Genomic DNA, 18,806 nt, shown 5'->3' with positions numbered 1-18,806 from the left:
AAGAAAACCAGAAAATCCCCACCGCGACCCACCCAACCAAGGTTGGTCAAAAAGGTTCAGATCCGAGGCGGAGGGTTTTTTGCGAAACGGAGGCGTGCTCCAAGCACGTCGAAGAGAAGCAAAAGGCCCGACAACGAAGGAGATGGGCCTTTTTCACCAACCGGCGCTATTTTTCTCCGACCACATAAGCGATCCAGGACTGACAAGCTTCGCCGTGATCCACACGGGTGAAGTTGCCGTCTCCGGAACCATCCGGAGCCGTACCTTCCCAGTACACGTGGGTCTTTTTAAAGCCCACTTCTTCCATGATGTCGCGGATCTCAGAGATGGACCACATACGCCAGTCATAGGTGAAGACCTGTTCGATCTTTTTCCCGCCCACTTTGAAGTGGATGTGGAATAGAGCCTCATTGGTCACAGGGTCAAAGTTCGTCTGATCCCAGTAGTAAGTGAAGCCTTCGTGTTTGATCGCGTCCTCAATGGCTTCGTAGCACTGACTGCCACCGAAGATATCCACCAGGAACATGCCGTCTTTGTTCAAAGTCTTCAGCACATTGGCGAAGTACTTTTTCAAAACCTCACGTTTTTTAAAGCAGAAGTACGAGAAATTCATCGCGGCCACGATGTCGGCTTTGGCCAGATTCGGATCCAGCACGTTGCCTTCAACCAGCTTCATGCGCTTTTGCTGTTCCGGCTTTAGCTTCGTCAGATAGTTGGCTTTGCCGTAGGCCATTGGTTCCGGATCCAGATCCACACCCACCGCCTCATGACGAGGATGCAGTTTGATCCATTCGGTGGAAAGAGCAAATGTCCCGCAGAAGTCTTCACGGAATACACGGGGCTGCTTGCCTTTCAGCTCGCGGAACGTGTTCCAGATAAAGACCACATCGTTTTCCGCCGACTGAACCGCCTTGCGGTACAGTTCGTATTTATCGAATACCAAAGCCGTGCTTTTTTTATTCACACGACGGCGGACTTTTTTTCTGTGGGACATTTCTTTTTTCATTTACGGCACTTCCGCTACGACTTCACGAATCGCAAGTTCAATGTCATGGATCTGTGGCACAGAGTTCTTTTCAAGGTTCGGGTGCAGACCGATGCCCGGCAGGTTTTTACCAGCCAGAACACGCGGACGCGCCATCAGTTGATAGAAGCACTCTTGAGTCGCACGGTAAGCCAAATGTTCGCCGAAGTTAGTCACTTCCGTGTCCTCGTTCACGAACAGAACGCGACCGGTTTTTTCGATGGATGCTTTGATCATCGGCCAGTCGTATGGATAGATCGAACGAAGATCGATCACCTCAACTGAGATGCCTTCTTCTGCCAGTTTCACCGCCACTTCGTCACACAGGTGCACCATGCGGCTGTAAGTGACAACCGTGATGTGTTCACCCGCGTGAGTGATCTTGCCCTTGCCGATTGGAACCATGTATTTTTCAAGTTCCGGCCAGCGCGGCTTCCAGCCTTCAGAATTCTGAACTGGTTTGTCGATCATGGCTTTAAGCTCTTTTTCATCCGCAGGTTCACCCGGGATCAGCTCATCACCTTTATGGCGCATCAACGCCTTGGATTTCAAATAAAGAACCGGATTTGGATCCTCGATCGCAGAAAGCATCAAGCCGTAAGCATCCAACGGATTGGACGGCATTACGATCTTCCAGCCTTGCAGGCGGGATGCCCAGGCGTCGAAGGAATGAGAGTGGTAAACGGAACCAAAGATCCCCGCACCAACCGGAGTCATCACCACCATCGGCAGTTGAATCTGACCGTTCGTGCACCACAAAGTGTTGCCGGCAATTTTCAAAAGATCGATGGTGTTAAAGATATAATCCGCAAACTGGATTTCAGCCACGCAGCGGTCACCACCCATCGCGATACCCATCGCCATGCTGATGATCCCACGCTCATCCAGAGTCGAGTTCCACGCCGTTTCCAAACCTTGAGTCGCTGTGAAAACGCCCCCCAGTGGTGCGCCCACGTCCTGACCGAAGATGTCTTTAACTCCCATGTTGGCTTCACCATAGTGAAGGGCCATTCTGATGGCCTGAGCAATACTTGCCATTAGAATTTTCTCCAATCTGCATTTTCGCTGTTAACGTAAACATGATCCCAAACAGATTCCGGAGTCGGTACCGGTTCCTGACGGGCTTGTTCCTGGGCGCTGACGCCTTCGGCTTCATAATTTTCCCAGATCTTCTTCGCCGCTTTCGCATCAAGAATACCAGCATCGATCAGGTTCTTTTCGAAAGTCAGAACCGGATCAAACAAGTGTGGTTTTTTATTGGCGCCGTCCGCGGAAGAGTGACCGTACAAACGAGTCACCTTCGCTTCGATGAAGGATGGTTTGCCGGTTTTACGGATGTATTCCATCTCTTCCTTCAGAGCCAGATAAGTTTCAATCGGGTCATTGCCATTGATCACGCGGGAACGGATGTTGAACGCAGCAGCGCGATCTGCGATGTTTGTTTCACCGTGCTGACCTTCGTACGGAGTCGAAATACCGTAACCGTTGTTCTGCACAGTGATCAGCATCGGAAGCTCCTGGCCCTTACGGGACGCAAGGATCAAACAGGATGCAAAGTCACCTTCAGCAGTCCCGGCATCACCACCAGTCACGATGGAGATCGCACCTTTACCCACACGCTTTTGCACGTGAGCCGTACCGCACGCGATCGGATACTGAACTTCCAAAGGAGACGTCACCGGAGCCACGTTCCACTGCGGGAAGCAATAGTGGCTGGAGAAGTTACGACCACCTGTGGATGGATCCGTCGCACGGTTCATCATCAAGCGGATGGAATCAATCATGTCCATGCCCAAAGCCACCATCGTCGGAGTACAGCGATAGTGCAGGTGCAACCAATCGTTCTCTGGGCCAGAGCCTTTGCGCGCCAGCATACCCAAAGCAACACCCCAGGCTTCCTCCCCAGGTCCACCAATCCAGAAGTAAGCCTCACCGGCTTTATAAATTTTGATCAGACGTTCTTCAAGCACGCGGGACTTAACCATCAGGTTGTGCATGCGAAGCAAAATTTCTTCAGACAATCCACCAAAGCTCTGCTTCTTTTTTGCAGGAGCAGTCGCTTTTTTAGAAGCTTTCACAGTGGACTTTGCAGCAGGTTTTGCAGCCTTCTTGGTAGTCTTACCAGCAGCCGCCTTACCCCCTGCTTTCACAGTGGTCTTTTTAGACATGTTAAGGGCCTCCATATTCGCGTCTATCTAAGCGAAAAGAGAGGCTTTTGTCACGCCCATTTGCCTATGTAGGTAGTCTCTTCAAATCGAAATAAAGAGGGTTTCAGGCTTTCCGGGGGCGGAAGATGCCCCCTCTTTAAGCAAAACCCTATTCCTGTTCGCGAGAATAGTAGCGAAGCCAGTTTTCTGAACTGCGGTAAAAGACTGTCGGCCGGTCATAGGAGTTCAACAAAAGAGCCCCGTACTGACCCACAGATGAAGGTGCACTCAACACCGATTGTTCAATACTTTCAAAGGCAAAACTGGAAGATCCGGCAGCCCAAGTCCCCAGTCGCAAGGCCTTGCTGACTGAGTTATGGAAAGCCACGTACTTCGCACCATCACTGCCAATCCTCAGCGACGGAGCAGCCTCCCCTAACAAAGAAGTGACTCCGGTGACTTCCACCACTCCCGCAGTAAACGCACTGGTTCCGGTGGTCACGCAGGTTTCAACGGCCGAAGCACAACTTGCGTAGCGAACTGATCCTGCTGTTGTATCCACATAAACCACAAAGGGTCTATTCTGAGAATCCAGCTTGAAATCCAGGCCCGCCCCCAGACTGGAAGCAGAACTTTCCAAAGCCACACAGTTCCACACATAAGAGCCGGAGGTCAGAGCCTCCGTCGCATATGCCACCCGCACGCCGGTGTCATACTGATAGACAATCGCGGGACGTCCATCAGAAGTAAACTGCAACTTTGCAAACTTCCCGGCATCAGCGGCGGCATTGCCACAGGATCCTGAGCCTGCCGCCCCATCGACAACAAATCTTTTCCATCCACTTTGCGCTGTCCAGCGCGCAAAACGCAGGGCTGTATTCGTCACATCGTAATAAGAAATACCAATGGCATCCCCACTCAAGGCAACACTCGGGTACTGGCCGACGTTGGCGACCGAGTCATCCACCACGGTGATTGAAAAACTCACACCCCGGTCACTGGAGCGGGCCAGAATCAGATTCTGCTCTGCTGCCACACCGTTGTAGGCAGCAATCAACGGATTGCTGTTGCTGTCAAAAGCCAGGGCCGGCATATTCCCGACAGCCGCTGTGGCGGAGGCGCTTTGCTGATAGCTGGTCACAAATCTTTCAGAAAAATACGGCTCAACAAATGTTCCGCCACGCATTCCAAAATAAAGTTTTGAACTGGCGTGAGTGTTGTTGTTGTCATAAAAATAATAAGCATAGCCGACTCGGCCATTCGGTGCCGTCGCCGCACTGAGCACCGGGAAGGAGGCCGTGTTCGGGAACACATTGCCGCGATTGTCGACAACAGAAATCACAAAACTTCCTGCCGCACCGGCTGTGACCAGCTCATCAGGATCAATCTGCGCCACCTTTAAATCATTTCCAACTGCTCCTCCGGCTGCCGCTGGCAACTGAGCATAGCTGGTATAAGCCGTATCACTCTGTCCATCGTAAGCCAGCGACACGCCTTCCTGGGCAACCGTTGTTGTTTCAATCCCGTGAACCGCTGCAAACCACGCAGTCCCATTGAACTTGCTCATCGCCACAGACGTAGTCGCCACACCAAGAGAAACCAGATAATCCGTCACACCCTTGACTGCCAAAGAAACACCGGAAGCTCCGGCAGAGGCCGCGGCGATAGTGGTTGCTGCCCCCCAATAGTTCGCCGCCCCACTCTGCACCTGATCACAGGCCACCGGCCCGCGAATATGCAGACCTGTCGTATTGGGATTTCCCACAGAATAAAACGCCAAAACCGGTCGGTTCGTCACTGGTTCCACTTTCAGATCCAGGTGCGTGCCGCCGTTATGATTGGTGTTCACCAAACCCGAAATACAAGTGGCACTGCCGGTACAACCCCTTAGAAGATTCACAACTTCAAAGGCCTGACACTTGCCATCCGCATCCAAGCCCGTGCAACGAGCGATGCTGGGATTGTTTAACGTGCCCGCAGCTCCCGTGGTGGTGGTGAATCCCAAAATCGGTGCGCCATTCACCGGGCACAACGCCAGCCCCGAACTGATCCCTGCCTGATTCGCCGCTGTCACCGTTCCCGCAAGCGCCACCAATGGCGCCACGTTCATCGAAGACCACACCCCCGCGCTGGACCGGAAAAGATACTTCACCTGGCTGTTTGTGGATGTCTGAGTGAAGAAAGAAAAAGTGATGTGCGGACGATCCTCATCGTCCAGAACCAAGGTCAAAGCCTTCATCGGATCAATCGTGGCGATCGCCACGTTCGTCGCCCCGGCCCCCACTGGCGCCTGGAAAGCGGTCGTCACCGACCACACACCCGCAGCACTGCGCTCAGCCAGACGGATGTCCTTGGTGCCGCTGCCCGGGAGCAGAGTTGTATTCTGGCTGGAGCCATAGACATAGGAAATCACCGGCGTACCATTGGCCTTAAACGCCAGTCTCAGAATTTTCCCCTGATTCAACTGCCCTGCAGTGGCCGTGTTCGGCGCGCCCACGCAGACGGAGTTCACGTTCCCGCAGACAGCTGTGCCATAATTGAAATCAACAGCCTCCACATTCCAGTTTCCCAGGGCATCCATCCAGGCATACTTCAACGCCCCGACTGCCGGTGTCGCTCCGCTGCCACCTGCTGAAGCCGACTTGTCATAATAGGCCACCGCAGGAAGTCCCGTCACCGGATTCAGAGCCAGATCGTGCGGCCCCCCGGTCTGATTGTTAAAACTTAAATTTTCGCCCGTCGAAACAATCGCGCGCACATCGACCCATGTTGGAGCTGCCGGAGTCGGCGAAGGAGATGGCGATGGTGTCGCTGGGGGCTCGGCTTCCGGGACACTCTGTGGAGTGTTGCCACTCACCTTCGAGTCTTCGGAAAAGTTGCAGGCGGTCAGGAAACAACAAGTGATGAAAATGTACTTAAGCATGACATCCCCCTAATAAATCCAGGCAAAACGAACCGGCACGGTCAGACCATCTTCAGTATCCACAGCATCCGTGACGCCGCGGGAGCCGCTGCCTTTGAACTGAAACTCGTTTCGAATCATTCCCAAACCCGCGCTGACGACAATCCCATCGCGCAAACGATACTGCACGTGCCCTTGCAGGGTTGCATAGTAAGCCCATTTCAACTGGCCGGATTCCGCCGTGGACTCGGCAAAATAAACTGGCAGGGTCACGTCCCCTATGGCCGCCACACTCCACGGCCCGCGCAGTTCCCAGGTTTGTGCCAGCTCGGCACGAAGCCCGAGCATCTGATAGCCGGAGACATAGGTGTTGGTTGAGGATTCGATGCCACTGCGATGGCGAAGATCAAGGCCGCCTTGAAGCTGCAGGCCTGAAGGTGTCAACTGCTGCTGAACACCGGCAAACATGGCCAACCCTTGCGAACGATCCGTGTCCTGAGCCAGCCCCGAGGGGATCTTGTACTTCTGCTCAAAGACCCGGGCCGCCATCACATAAGAACGTTCCTCGCTGGCGGCGCGAACTTCCCCCCTGATACCGGCGGAAAAGCCCGCTTCAGGACTGAGCAACGAATTAAAACCTTCACCCGCAACCTTATTGTTCACCAGCTGATAACCCAACTGCGCCTGAAAACTCACTGGCCGCCGAGTGACTTCCTCTGCAACGACCCCTTCGCGCAGAACTCCAGCGTTCGTGGCCTGCGCCGGGCGCGCCGGCAGAATATCGTCCTTCACAGAGGTGGGTTGTCGCTGTTGCAACTGAAGCGACAACGCCTGCATTTCAGAAGGCAGCTGATACACTCCTGCATAATGTTGCAAGACTTCCAACGCCAAGTCTGACTGCTGAAGGCTGTGCAACAACCGCGCGTGAGCCGTTGCAATCCAGGGGTTTCCGGGCTCTTCCAAATGCCACTGCTGCAAGCGATGCGCCGCTTTTTCATTTTGCCCTGCCAGCAAAAGGCTCAGCAAATAGTCATAGCGTACAGGATCCGGCGAATAACCACTGCCGATCAGATCACTGAGCACATCCTCAGCTTTGGAATATCGTTTTCCCTTAATATAGGCGCGAGCCAGTCGATGGCGAACCTCCGGGCTTTTCGTTATCTGCAGTGCCTTCCCATAGCGCGAAGCCGCGTCCCCGTGAGTGAATCCGGCAAAGGCCAGATCACCCAGCGCCACCTGAGCCCGGAATCGATCTTCAGAACTTGATTGAGGTTCCGCCAAAATCTGAAATGACATTGCTTTGGCTTGCTTCAACTGCTGGCCTTCCAAAAGCAACTGGACCTGCAGGCCTTTGGCGCCATCCGCCTTCATCTGAGGATCCAGTTTAAGATAGGAAGTCCACTCCTGCAGAGCCTGACTAAGCTGGTTGGTATCCAGATACTTCTGAATGAGCTGAGCGCGCAGGTTGTTTTCATAGGGGTTGCTTCGCAATGAGCTTTGCAGCTGTTCAATAGCTGCGACGTCAGACGACACCGGGAACGCAAAGACCTGCGATCCCGCAAGGAGAAGCAGAAGACCTAAAACGTACGACATAAACCCTCCACTGTTTCAGTGTGTCGTACGTCAATTTTTTTTAACAATTACAAGTCATCCACTCTGGACCCCTTAATACATTTCTAGACCGAACTTCTGTTCGCGAAAAGAATAAAAAAAGCCCGGGTTTTGCCCGGGCTTAAAACAACAACAACACGTTTTTCTAATCTATCGGAACACTACTTGGCGTTAGCCTGCTTCTGCTGAGGCACCAGGGATTTCCCGTCCTCAAGCTGAATCAGATCCAGAAGAACATTTTCTGCTTCCATGATATCAGGACGCTTCAAATACTCTTCGTTTTTCTTGGCCTTGCTAGCGGTCTTTTTAGCTTTGTCTTTCTTTTCTTTTTCGTTCTTGTCTTTAAGAACTTCGCTCACGCGGATCACTTTACCGCGGGCTTTGGCTTTGTTCAGCTCTTCCACGATCTTTTTGAACTCATCGTTCTTAGCAACACGCTCGCCGGATCTTTCACGCAGGGACTTCAGCCACTCTGGTTTGATTTCTTTCCAAGCGCCCGGGCCCTCTTTCACGTAGGCATCCGGTGACAGGAAGGATTCAATCGTTTTTGGCGGCAAAGAGTAATCCATGTATTTTTCGCCAATGTCATCCGCACTGAACGGGCCTGGCAACACGATATCCGCATCCACACCACGGTGCTGAGTGGATTTACCACCCGGCACGAAGAACATACCCACAGTCACTTTGATTGCGCCGAGGTTGTTCGGGATTGGAAGGACAGACTGAACTGAGCCCTTACCGTAAGTGTGATCACCACCCACGACTACGGCACGTTTATAATCCTGCAAAGTGCCGGACACGATTTCAGAAGCGGAGGCAGAAATACGGCTGGTCAAAACAACCAGCGGTCCCGCCCAGTCAACCATTGGATCTGTGTCACGAAGTGCGGACTCAGCACGGCCTTCATTTTTGGAGGACTGCTTCACCACGTTTCCGGTCTGGAAGAACAGACCCGCGATTTTCACAGCGTCTTCAAGCGAACCACCACCGTTGTTGGAAAGATCCAGCACCAGGCCATCGACTTTCTTTTCGTTGGCTTCCTTGATCAGCTTTTTCATGTCAGCCGCAGAAGATCTGCCACCGCGACGGGAATCCGCATAGAAGGATGGGAAGTTGATAACACCGATTTTCTTTTTCTGGCCGTTGATTTCACGATCCTGATAGATGATGGACGCTGCTTCGTCCTCAAGGTTCACCTTTTCACGGGTCAATGTGACATCAAACCGTTTTTTGCCTTCACCGGATTTTCTCAGGATTGTCAGGCGCACTTTCGTGCCTTTGTTACCACGGATTTTTTTGACGACGTCTTTCAAATCCATGTCGATCACGTTTTCCATCGCGCCTTTTTCCTGACCGACAGCCACGATTTTATCCTGTGGTTCGATCAAGCCGGATTTTGCAGCGGCCCCACCCGGAACCAGTTGTTCAACAACTGTGAAACCGTCCTGGGAGGAAAGTGTCGCGCCGATACCTTCCAAAGACAAACGCATTTGAATCTCAAAGTCCTCTAGCACATCACGAGAGAAGAAGCTGGAGTGTGGATCCAACGCACGAGCAAAGGAATCCAGGTAACCCGAGAACAAATCATCCTGAGTGGTGTCAGCGGTTCTTTTCACTGCACGCTCATAGTTTTTGATCACGTTCTTTTTGGCTTCATCCATTTTCATGTCTGTCGCCATGTAGTTCCCGATCTGGAACTGAATGTATTTTTTCAGGTATTCATTGGCTTCTGCGGAATCTTTCGGCCAGGTTTTCTTTTCCGGATCGAACGTGAATTCCGTTGCGGATTCAAACTTGAAATCTTTGCCCAGATATTTTTTTGCAAACTCAGAGCGGTCTTTCACGCGCTCCAGAACGATTTTTTGAGCTGCATCCAGGAATGAACAGTCACGGTTTTTGGTTTTATCAAACACGTTGCCCGCGGATTTGCGAATCGCATCGACATCACCTTGAGTCAGATAGATTTTGGAAGGATCCAGTCTTTTCAGATACTGCTCGATCACACGATTTTGCAAGTCTGTGTCGCGGTTGGAATACTTCACGTGGTTGGCAAGGAAGCCCTGTTCAATCACTGTCAGGTAACGGCACTCAAGGCCCTCTTTCAGTTGTGCCGATGCCAAAGATGAAACTGCCAATGATCCGGCAATGATGAAACCTCTAACGCCTTTTGAGAATGAACTCATGCTGATCCTTCCATGGCTCCCCGAACGGGAGCAGTCCTAATTGCATTAGATTATCAAATAATTAGCTGAGAGCATTCAATTTATGAAGCACGTCATAAATTAGGACGTAGAAAGGACTCTTAAGACTTTCGTCGATCTTCTTCGAAGAAGGAAAGCTGGGAGAGATTCTCCACTTTGTCGCCACGAAGGCCGTTCAATTTGACCTCATGCTTGATGAAACTGCCATGCTGAGTCTCAATCATAAAGAACGACATCTCGGGGAATCTCGCCTTTAGTCGAGTCATTTCCTCAACAATCAACTGGATGTTCTTGGGATCATCGTCCGACATCCCGAAGCGGTGATGCGGGTTGTAACCATACAGCTCAATAGCCTGCTCCACGCTGGCGCGGATGGCTCTTTGTTTTAATTCTGCAGTGCCTTCTTTGAAGGCCGAATCACCTAACAACTGACGTGTCTCTTTATGACTCACTGGATACACACTCAGATAGTTGGGCTCCAATGGCAGAACCTTTTTCTGAACGAACACGCGGATGCCCTCTTTCAGGGTTTCCGGGTGATGACCACGGGCTGTGATCACAGACAAAGGACGTTGATTGAAGGCCGCGTGATAGAAACATTCCCAGGAAGGCCCCTTCCACTGGAAGTCGGGATAGCCCAGAGCGGCCGCCACGTCCTGCACGAAAATCTGCTTTTTGCCTTCCAGTTTTTCCAGCTCATCCACATGGTGGTCACGGAAATTACGGAAAGTGCCGGTCATGTCGCAATAATCAATATTGTAGTCTGCAAAAGGACCGCTGCTGCCGATAGTCTGATGATGCTGGGCAAAGTCCCCGCTGGAGATCTGAATTTCAGACTTGTCGTTTTTGTGGAAAAGAATCAGCGGCGTCGTCAAAAAGGCGATGTTGTCGTCGAAATCGAAGAAATAGAAACTGCGACCGCCAAGGTGGAAGTTTCTATCCTTCTCCTTGGAACGGTTGATTCCTAACTCCAATTGTCCCTTCAGGGGACTGTCGCTCATAACACACCTTTCGATGCCCAGTGATGGGATCTGTAACTATGCGGAACGAATTTATCAGAGATTCCCCCCTCGGAAAAGGGGGGTGAACAAATTACTTCTTGGCCTTGCGAGTGACTACTTTTTTGACACCGAGAGCTTCGGCTTTCTCTTTGGCGCTGGCAGCTTTCTTCAAAGCCGGCTTTTTAGCAGCGGCCTTTTCACCATCAGCTTTTGCAGCCTTGGCTTTCGGAGCAGCTTTCGCCTTTCCTTTGCCTTTGCCTTTTGCCGGGCCCTTTTCGTTGATCAAAGCAACGGCCTGCTCCAGGGTCACAGTGTCTGGCGTCGCACCCTCTGGCAAAGACGCATTGACCTTGCCGCACTTGATGTACGGACCGTAAGGACCATTGAAGACCTGAATCGCATCGCCTGAATCCGGATGCGCCCCCAGCTCTTTCAATGGAGCCGCACGACCACGTCCCTTTTTCGGCTGAGCCAGCATTTCCATCGCTTTTTCAAAGGTGATATTAAAGATGCTTTCACCTTTTGGAATCGAACGATAGTCGCCATCGTGAACCACGAACGGTCCAAAACGACCCAGGCCCGCTTTGATTTCTTTGCCAGTTCCCGGGTGAGTTCCCAGGGTTTTTGGCAAGGAAAGCAGGCTTAGCGCCATCGCCAGATCCACCTGTTCTGGCTGAGTGCCCGGAGGCAACGACGCACGCTTCGGCTTGTCGTCTTCCGGAGTCACATCCCCCAATTGAACATACGGTCCATAACGGCCATTCAGAACGTAAACCGGCAGATCTGTTTCCGGGTCATTACCCAAAGAATCCGCCCCGTTGATTTTCTGGTCGATCAGTTTTTCCGCGATCTCTGGCGTGATATCCGCCGGAGATTCATTGTCCGGCAACGAAGCACTGACGTCTTCACCGTCACGCTGAGTGGTCACATAAGCACCGTAACGGCCGACGTGGAATTTGTATTTATCCATGCCTTCCAAAGTCATTGTACGGGCTTCGTTTGGATCAATCTTGTCACCTTGATTGTCGACCATGGCACGCAAGCCCTTAGGGCCTTTGTACACAGACGCAAGGTAACTTTCCCAATCCAGCTCCCCGTCTGCGATATTATCCAGGCTCTGTTCCATTTCGGAAGTGAAGCCCAAATCCACATACTGGGACAAATACTGACTTAATAATTTAGAAACGATCATCGCCGTGAACGTCGGCACCAACGCCGTGCCGTTCTTGCGAACGTAACCACGGTCAATGATAGTTCCGATAACAGAAGCGTACGTGGAAGGACGGCCGATGCCCTCTTTTTCCATCGTTTGAACAAGGCTTGCCTCTGTATAACGAGCCGGTGGTTTGGTTTCGTGGGATGTCGGATCCAGTTTCGCGCATTTCACACCGTCTTTGACTTTCAAAGCCGGCAGACGCACTTCACGTTCAGCCAGATCCGCTTCTGGATCATCACTGCCTTCCACGTAAGCTCGCAAGAAGCCCGGGAATTCAATGGTCATACCGGAAGCTCCAAACAACGCATCACCCACGGTGATTTTTGCGCTGACTTGTTTCTGACGGGCGTCGACCATCTGGGACGCAATCGTACGTTTCCAGATCAGGTCATAAAGACGGAACTGAGTCCCGGTCAGACCTGTTTCATCCGGATCCATAAACTGGTTCCCGGCAGGACGGATCGCTTCGTGGGCCTCTTGAGCGCCTTTGACTTTTTTAGCTGCGTAATTGCGCGGCTGCGGAGTCAGATACTCTTTCCCGTACTTGCTTTCGATGCAATCGCGGGAAGCCGTGATAGCTTCATTGGAAAGGAACGTGGAATCCGTACGCATATAGGTGATGAAACCCTGCTCGTACAGTTTCTGCGCCACTTGCATCGTTTCACGCGAGCTCAGACCCAATTTTCTATTGGATTCCTGCTGCAAAGTCGACGTGATGAACGGAGGTGCCGGTTTACGGAAGGTCGGTTTTTCCTCGACATCCGTCACCTGCCAGTTGCCGGATTTCAGATCCATGGACAACTTGCCTGCGGTCTTTTCATCCAGAACCAGAACGTCTTTACCTGCCGTCAGTTGACCGGTCAGACCGTCAAAGTCCTTACCGGTGGCCACACGTTGATTTTTGTATTGCTGCAGACGGGACTCAAAGCTGACACCGTCTTTGCTGAGTTCCGCAAGCACACCCCAGTAAGAGGACTTTTTAAAGCGCACGCGCTCAAGTTCTCTTTCCACGATCAGGCGCACCGCCACGGACTGAACACGGCCCGCAGAAAGACCGTAAGCTACTTTTTTCCAAAGCAACGGAGAAATCGTGTAACCCACCAGACGATCCAGCACACGGCGGGCCTCTTGGGCGCGCACCAGGTTGAAGTCGATCTCACGGGTGTCTTTCAATGCTTTTTGAATCGCGTCTTTGGTGATCTCATGGAACACCATTCGCTTGGTTGGAACTTTTGGTTTTAGCACTTCCAACAAGTGCCAGCTGATAGATTCCCCTTCGCGGTCTTCATCCGTCGCGAGGTACAGCTCTGAGGCTTCTTCAAGTTTGTCTTTCAGGTTTTTGACGACCTTGGTTTTATCCTTGGGAACGCAGTAAAGAGGCTCGAAGTTTTTATCGACGTTCACGCCGAGTTGCGCCCACTTTTCTTTTTTCACCTTTTCCGGGATGTCTTTTGCGGACTGAGGAAGGTCACGGATGTGGCCCATGCAGGACTCCACCACATAATCTCTTCCCAGGAACTTGCGAATGGTCTTTGCCTTCGTGGGAGACTCCACGATGACAAGCTTGATACCATCTGTTGCGTCACTTTTTTTGGCCATGCTAAGTCCTTCGTCTAGGTGTCACCTTCCAGAAAAGATCTGTAGCGACCCCTATATAATAGACAAAACATGAAGGCGAATGCCCGCCCGTGCAAGTCTAAATTTTGACGAGCCATATCAACTTAGACCTTCGCAAGATCAACAGATATACTGCGGAAATGAAAAATGCCTCTGAATTCTCCAGCCCTTTGCGCTTTCTGCTGACTGATATCGACGACACTTTGACTGATGAAGGACATTTGGGTCCGGAGGCCTATCAAGCCTTGTGGAACCTGCATGATGCCGGAATCCATGTGATTCCCGTCACAGGCCGCCCTGCCGGGTGGTGTGAAATGATCGCCCGCGTCTGGCCGGTCAGTGGGATCGTGGGTGAAAACGGCGGGTTTTATTTCCGCTATCATGGAAAGAAAATGCACCGTCATTTCTTCTTTGATGAAAAGATCCAAAAAGAAAATCGCACAAAACTTCAGCAACTTGAAAAAGAAATTCTGCAAAAGGTCCCCGGCTGCGATCTGGCCAGTGACCAGTTCTGCCGCCTGATGGATCTGGCGATTGATTTCTGCGAGGACGTTCCACCCCTGCCAAAATCCGAAGTGCAAAAGATCGTGGACCTGTTCCATGCCGTGGGAGCGCAGGCCAAAGTCAGCTCGATCCACGTCAATGGATGGTTCGGAAGCTATGACAAACTGACGATGTCTCTCAGGTTCTTGGAAAGGGAATTTGGTGTCAGCGCGGAAGAGGCGAAAAAAGTCTGTGGCTTCAGCGGCGATTCCCCGAATGACGAGCCGATGTTTGCTTACTTCCCGCACAGCTTTGCCGTGGCCAACATTCAAAACTTTATCGATCAGATAAAAAACAAACCCACCTATGTCTCCAAAGACCGAGGTGGGTTGGGTTTCACCGAAATAGCAAAAGCGATTTTAGAAAGTCACGCGAAGGCCTAGCGCGCCTCCGCCAGCCAAAGGCATGAACCCTGGCTCAAAGGTGATCGTGTCTTCGCTGGCTGGCAAACGAGATTTCAATTCACGATAGCGGCGGTTTTGCTCTGGCGGAGTCGCCCAGGCATCCACAGCCTCCCAGATGCGGAAGCCGACATAGGCAAACGCACCGGCAAACAACAACCCACCACTGCCATTGCAGTTGTCGTTGTTAGAACTCCACGTGCTCGCCACACAGTCCCCCATGCCCGCGGCAAAGACGGCGATGGAAGCAAGCTCACCCACGGTAAATATCCAGCCTTTTTCCATATAACGTCCCTGAACCGCATGACCGATCCCCAGGCCCAGCGGATACGTCGCAAGAATACCACCCACCACGTAACGAGTCTGAGAAATCTCACCACGCTCAAGGATTGTCCGGTCACTTTCACTCAAAGACGCATAAGAGATACCGTCCGCGCGCACCGCAGACCCGGTTGCAGTCTGCGCTGAAGATTCTTTCGCAGAGGTCGCATTTACAGAACCAGAAATTTTCTCAAGCGTCATCCCCGTCTTCACTTTACCAGAAACAATTTTCACCAAAGCCTTTTTGCCCCCGGCGGACAGGCGCAAGACTTCTCCTTCACCTGCAGTGCTCAGTTGAGAATTCAGGAAATGCACTCGATCGCCCACAATCAGACCTTCATGGCCTTCAAGATTGATGGTGGCCTCGATCCCTTGGATACGAGACACCGTTTGTGCGAATGAAATGGATGAAAATAGAAAAATCAGAACCGAAATGAACTTCATAAGCCCCTCTTACTTTGTGAAAAAGCATAGGACTCAGAACGATATACAGCAAGAAATCTTAACGAAGCTCGACCTTGCCTTCTTTGGAAAATGGAATGCTGAAGAAACCCGTCTTCGCGCTGCCATCAATACGATAGGCCACTTCGCGCGCCGTCAGGATGTCCCCGAGATTACCCAGGATCGCGGTGTATTTGACTGGCAATGGAACTTCAATGTCGGTGGCGGCATTGGCTGGAACCAGAATCGGCTTTTCGGTCTTGGCTTCGGTCAGCTCTTTACCCGAGATAAAAACCTTGTAAGCGATTTCTTTGACTTTGATATCGCTCTTGTTTGGATTTTGCACATTGACCACAAAGATCAGTGTCGCCCCGGTAAAGTCCGCATCACGCAAATACACCTGATTCAACTGAACCTTGGGTTCTTCGGAATAACCAAACAGGCTGGAGCAGCCCGCACTTACCACCATCTGAAACAACAACATTGTAATAAGTGCGAACTTTTTCATGCCTAGGCTCCCGCAAAACTCAAAGACTTGATCAAAACATCAGGACAGATAAAGGAATTACCCGGCTTGTTATAGTCACGGCCCACCGCTTCGATGTCACGAAGAAGCTCCAGCACGTTTCCAGACATCACAAACTGTTCAATCGGCCCCATGTTCTTGCCATTTTCATACAAGAACCCTTCTGCCGGCATCGAGAAATCCCCGGTCGACTGTTTAAAGCCCGCATGAAGTCCGCCTTCAAAACTGGCCAGATGAATGACCTTGTCATAAGAAGACAGCAAATCCTGCAAAGACTTTTCCCCACGAGCCACAACAAGATTTGTCGGCGCAATCGCCTGCTGGGAAGCCGGGCTGCGACGAGCGTGCGCCGTGTGGGGAAGATTCATTTTATTGGCATACTCCAGGTTGGACAGGTAGTTCTTCAAAACACCCTTTTCAAACAACACGGTTTTCTGCGAAGGCGCCCCTTCATCGTCAAAGGGACGAACTGAAGTGCCGCGAGTTTCAAAAGGATCATCCAACAGCTCAAACTTGTCGCTGGCAATTTTCTGACCCAGCTTACCCTTGAACAGGGACTTTCCTTCATGCACTTCTTTGGCAGAGAAATAATCATAAATCATCTGCAAAACTGTCGAGAACTGCTCGCGATCAATCACCACGGCATAGTTCCCCGTCTGAAGCTTTGTCGCCCCCAGGCGGGCAATCGCTTTTCGCACACCTTCTTCAGCCACTTCCGTGGCATTGATGTCCTCAAACTTACGGGCAAAGAAACCTTCGCCATCCATTTTGGAGGACTCCCCTTCTTTGGCCAAAGGATAAGTGTATCCAGAGTAATAGTTCTGCTTGAACTCCTGATCCAGCCCCTCTGAATTCAAGATGCGTTTGAAGCTGACTGACTCGTTAAAGCCCGAGTATGGAACATTCGCCACACGCGCATCTTTAGCCAGACACTTCTCTTCAAGAAGCCTTGCCACTTCCAGTTTGCGGTCCATGGAAATTTCCTCTGGCTTGAAAAGTTCCGGCATGGCTTTCACAGCCTGAGGTTTCACCAGATCCACCGGCTTGCTTTCACCCGTCTGAACGGTTTTGGCATTATTCAAAGCCTCTCCGTAAGTGCGCAGCAAGGATTCTTCTGAAAGGTTTTCAGTGTATGCATAACCCTGATTGGCCCCCAGAATCACACGCAAGCCCGCCATTTGCGACTGGGTGGATTCGAAAGACTCCAGCTTGCGTTTGGAATAACCAATGCTCAGTGCTTCTCCGCCGGAAACAAGCATTTCGACTTTGGCACCGTCTTTACGGGCCTGGTCTGCGATTTTTTGGAAGTTCGTTTTAATAGTGTCCATTATTTTGCTCTCCCACCAACCATCAGGCTGGAAACCAGAACTTGAGGCTGACCCACGGCCGCCGGAATTGTTCCGCTGACAGATCCGCACATACCGCGCGCCAGTTTCAGATCATCAGAAACTTTTGTGATCTTACCCAGCGTATCGATACCACGACCGATCAGGCAGGCCCCCTTCACCGCTTCTTCAATACGGCCATTGCGGATGATGTAACCTTCCGCCACCTGGAAGTTGTAATCACCTGTGCCCGGGTTCACCGAGCCGCCACCCATGCGTTTTGCATAAAGGCCGTAATCCACATCGCGAACCATGTCTTCGAACTTGTCTTTCCCGGCCGCGATGAAAGTGTTTCTCATGCGGGAGGCCGGAGCAAACTTGTAAGACTGACGGCGACCGCTGCCGGTGATTTCATAACCGGTCTGACGGGAGCCCATTTCATCCACGATATAGGATTTCAAAATACCGTTTTCAATCAAGGTTGTTTTCTTGGTCTTGTTGCCCTCGTCATCCATATTCAAAGAGCCCCATCCATTTTCGATGGTGCCATCATCAATCGCCGTCACACATTCATTCGCGATTTTCTGATTCATCTTGCCGCAGAACACGGAAGAATCCTTGGCAACACCGGTCGTTTCCAGACCGTGACCACAAGCTTCGTGGAACAATACACCGCCAAAGGCATTATCGATCAATACCGGCATGTCCCCGGCTGGTGCATAAGCCGCTGTGGTCAGCAACATCGCACGGTCCACCGCACCCTCTGCCAGAGCTTTCAAATCAATCTGATCATAAACTTCCGACGTCCCCATGTGGCCTTCATCGTCGGCGGAGCTTTCTTTCACGCCGTTACTTTCAACGAAGGTCTGCATGCGGATACGGGAATAGGCACGTTCATCATATGCCATCAAACCGCGAGAGTTGGCGATTTGCACACGCTGGAACTTTTCATTCAAACCCGCTTCAACTTGCGTCACCGCCGAGTTGCGGGCCCGGGCATGCTGATCAATGCCGTTCAACCACTTGAACTTGCGGTCGCGGTTCATCTCCCACGGCTTTTCACCAAAGGTGTGAACTGAGTCAAAAGGCACCTGCATCAGCGGCATGGATTTGGAGGCCGCACCCGTGCCACGGCTTTGAGCCGCGTTCAACGCCGCCTTCACCAGGCCGGCTTCTGAAAGATCATTCGTCGTCACATAGACAATCTCATGGCCGAAGAACAAACGAATCCCTGCGCCGTACAACTGGCCCACAATGGCCTGATCCGCTTTGGAGTTTAGAACTGTCAGTTGGGAAGAATAAGTGTCTTCAACAAAGATATCAGCGAAATCAGCACCCGTGCTCAGAGCCGCATCCAGAGCCTTGGACAGAATGTGAGGTTGAATAATCATAGGGCCTCCTTAAGATCTTCAAAGGATAGCTCAAGTCTTGCCCCCTCCCAAGGGGAAATCCCCGGAGGTCGCGTCAGAGGCCTGAAGAACTGATCCGGTATCATCTTATGATCCCTTCGATATTATGGGGCCAAATGGA

The 18,806-nt window shown here is 51.6% G+C and carries 13 protein-coding genes; 1 reads left to right on the top strand and 12 read right to left on the bottom strand.

Features of this window, described 5'->3' with window-relative positions:
* Positions 1-166: 166 nt before the first annotated feature.
* The 8 genes from ACZ520_RS04495 to topA all read right to left on the bottom strand — a co-directional run bounded on the left by ACZ520_RS04495 (position 167) and on the right by topA (position 13,701).
* Positions 167-1,006: a class I SAM-dependent methyltransferase gene (locus ACZ520_RS04495; protein WP_464127645.1), complete on the bottom strand. Its 840-nt coding sequence runs from the start codon at positions 1,004-1,006 to the stop codon at positions 167-169.
* Positions 1,007-2,062, bottom strand: a complete 1,056-nt coding sequence (locus ACZ520_RS04490; RefSeq protein WP_011163511.1) for an alpha-ketoacid dehydrogenase subunit beta — start codon at positions 2,060-2,062, stop codon at positions 1,007-1,009. It abuts the gene before it with no gap.
* Positions 2,062-3,192: a thiamine pyrophosphate-dependent dehydrogenase E1 component subunit alpha gene (locus tag ACZ520_RS04485; RefSeq protein WP_416480848.1), complete on the bottom strand. Its 1,131-nt coding sequence runs from the start codon at positions 3,190-3,192 to the stop codon at positions 2,062-2,064. Before ACZ520_RS04485 ends, ACZ520_RS04490 begins: the two co-directional genes overlap by 1 nt.
* 148 nt (positions 3,193-3,340) lie before the next feature.
* Positions 3,341-6,094, bottom strand: coding sequence for an esterase (locus ACZ520_RS04480; RefSeq protein ID WP_464127644.1), 2,754 nt, complete (start codon positions 6,092-6,094; stop codon positions 3,341-3,343).
* Between the two features lie 9 nt (positions 6,095-6,103).
* Positions 6,104-7,666 carry a tetratricopeptide repeat protein gene (locus tag ACZ520_RS04475; RefSeq protein WP_417869835.1) on the bottom strand — a complete coding sequence of 521 codons (1,563 nt, stop codon included), beginning with the start codon at positions 7,664-7,666 and terminating at the stop codon, positions 6,104-6,106.
* Positions 7,667-7,845: 179 nt separating this feature from the next.
* Positions 7,846-9,867 carry a S41 family peptidase gene (locus ACZ520_RS04470; RefSeq protein ID WP_088566020.1) on the bottom strand — a complete coding sequence of 674 codons (2,022 nt, stop codon included), beginning with the start codon at positions 9,865-9,867 and terminating at the stop codon, positions 7,846-7,848.
* A 119-nt stretch (positions 9,868-9,986) separates the two neighbouring features.
* Entirely contained in the window at positions 9,987-10,886 is a 900-nt protein-coding gene (locus ACZ520_RS04465; protein WP_088566021.1) for a hypothetical protein, read from the bottom strand.
* A gap of 91 nt (positions 10,887-10,977) precedes the next feature.
* A complete protein-coding gene (gene topA / locus ACZ520_RS04460) occupies positions 10,978-13,701 on the bottom strand; it encodes a type I DNA topoisomerase (protein ID WP_088566022.1) in 2,724 nt (907 codons plus the stop codon).
* Between the two features lie 158 nt (positions 13,702-13,859).
* On the opposite strand from topA, the gene ACZ520_RS04455 reads away from it, so the two are divergent.
* Positions 13,860-14,645, top strand: a complete 786-nt coding sequence (locus ACZ520_RS04455; RefSeq protein WP_416480846.1) for an HAD family hydrolase — start codon at positions 13,860-13,862, stop codon at positions 14,643-14,645.
* Here ACZ520_RS04455 and ACZ520_RS04450 read toward each other — a convergent pair.
* From ACZ520_RS04450 to ACZ520_RS04435, 4 genes are read right to left on the bottom strand one after another with little or no spacing between them, the layout of a single operon-like run.
* On the bottom strand, positions 14,622-15,428 hold the full coding sequence (locus ACZ520_RS04450) for a hypothetical protein (protein ID WP_464127643.1): 807 nt from the start codon (positions 15,426-15,428) through the stop codon (positions 14,622-14,624). The genes ACZ520_RS04455 and ACZ520_RS04450 overlap by 24 nt on opposite strands.
* A 58-nt stretch (positions 15,429-15,486) precedes the next feature.
* Positions 15,487-15,933, bottom strand: coding sequence for an LEA/WHy family protein (locus ACZ520_RS04445; RefSeq protein ID WP_088566023.1), 447 nt, complete (start codon positions 15,931-15,933; stop codon positions 15,487-15,489).
* A 2-nt stretch (positions 15,934-15,935) separates the two neighbouring features.
* On the bottom strand, positions 15,936-17,279 hold the full coding sequence (locus ACZ520_RS04440; RefSeq protein ID WP_088566024.1) for a TldD/PmbA family protein: 1,344 nt from the start codon (positions 17,277-17,279) through the stop codon (positions 15,936-15,938).
* Positions 17,279-18,667: a TldD/PmbA family protein gene (locus ACZ520_RS04435; RefSeq protein ID WP_464127642.1), complete on the bottom strand. Its 1,389-nt coding sequence runs from the start codon at positions 18,665-18,667 to the stop codon at positions 17,279-17,281. Before ACZ520_RS04435 ends, ACZ520_RS04440 begins: the two co-directional genes overlap by 1 nt.
* Between the last annotated feature and the right edge of the window lie 139 nt (positions 18,668-18,806).

Source organism: Bdellovibrio sp. BIS2 (assembly GCF_055398295.1).
Note: the sequence above shows the minus strand (reverse complement) of the source record. Positions and strands in the feature narration are given on the sequence as shown.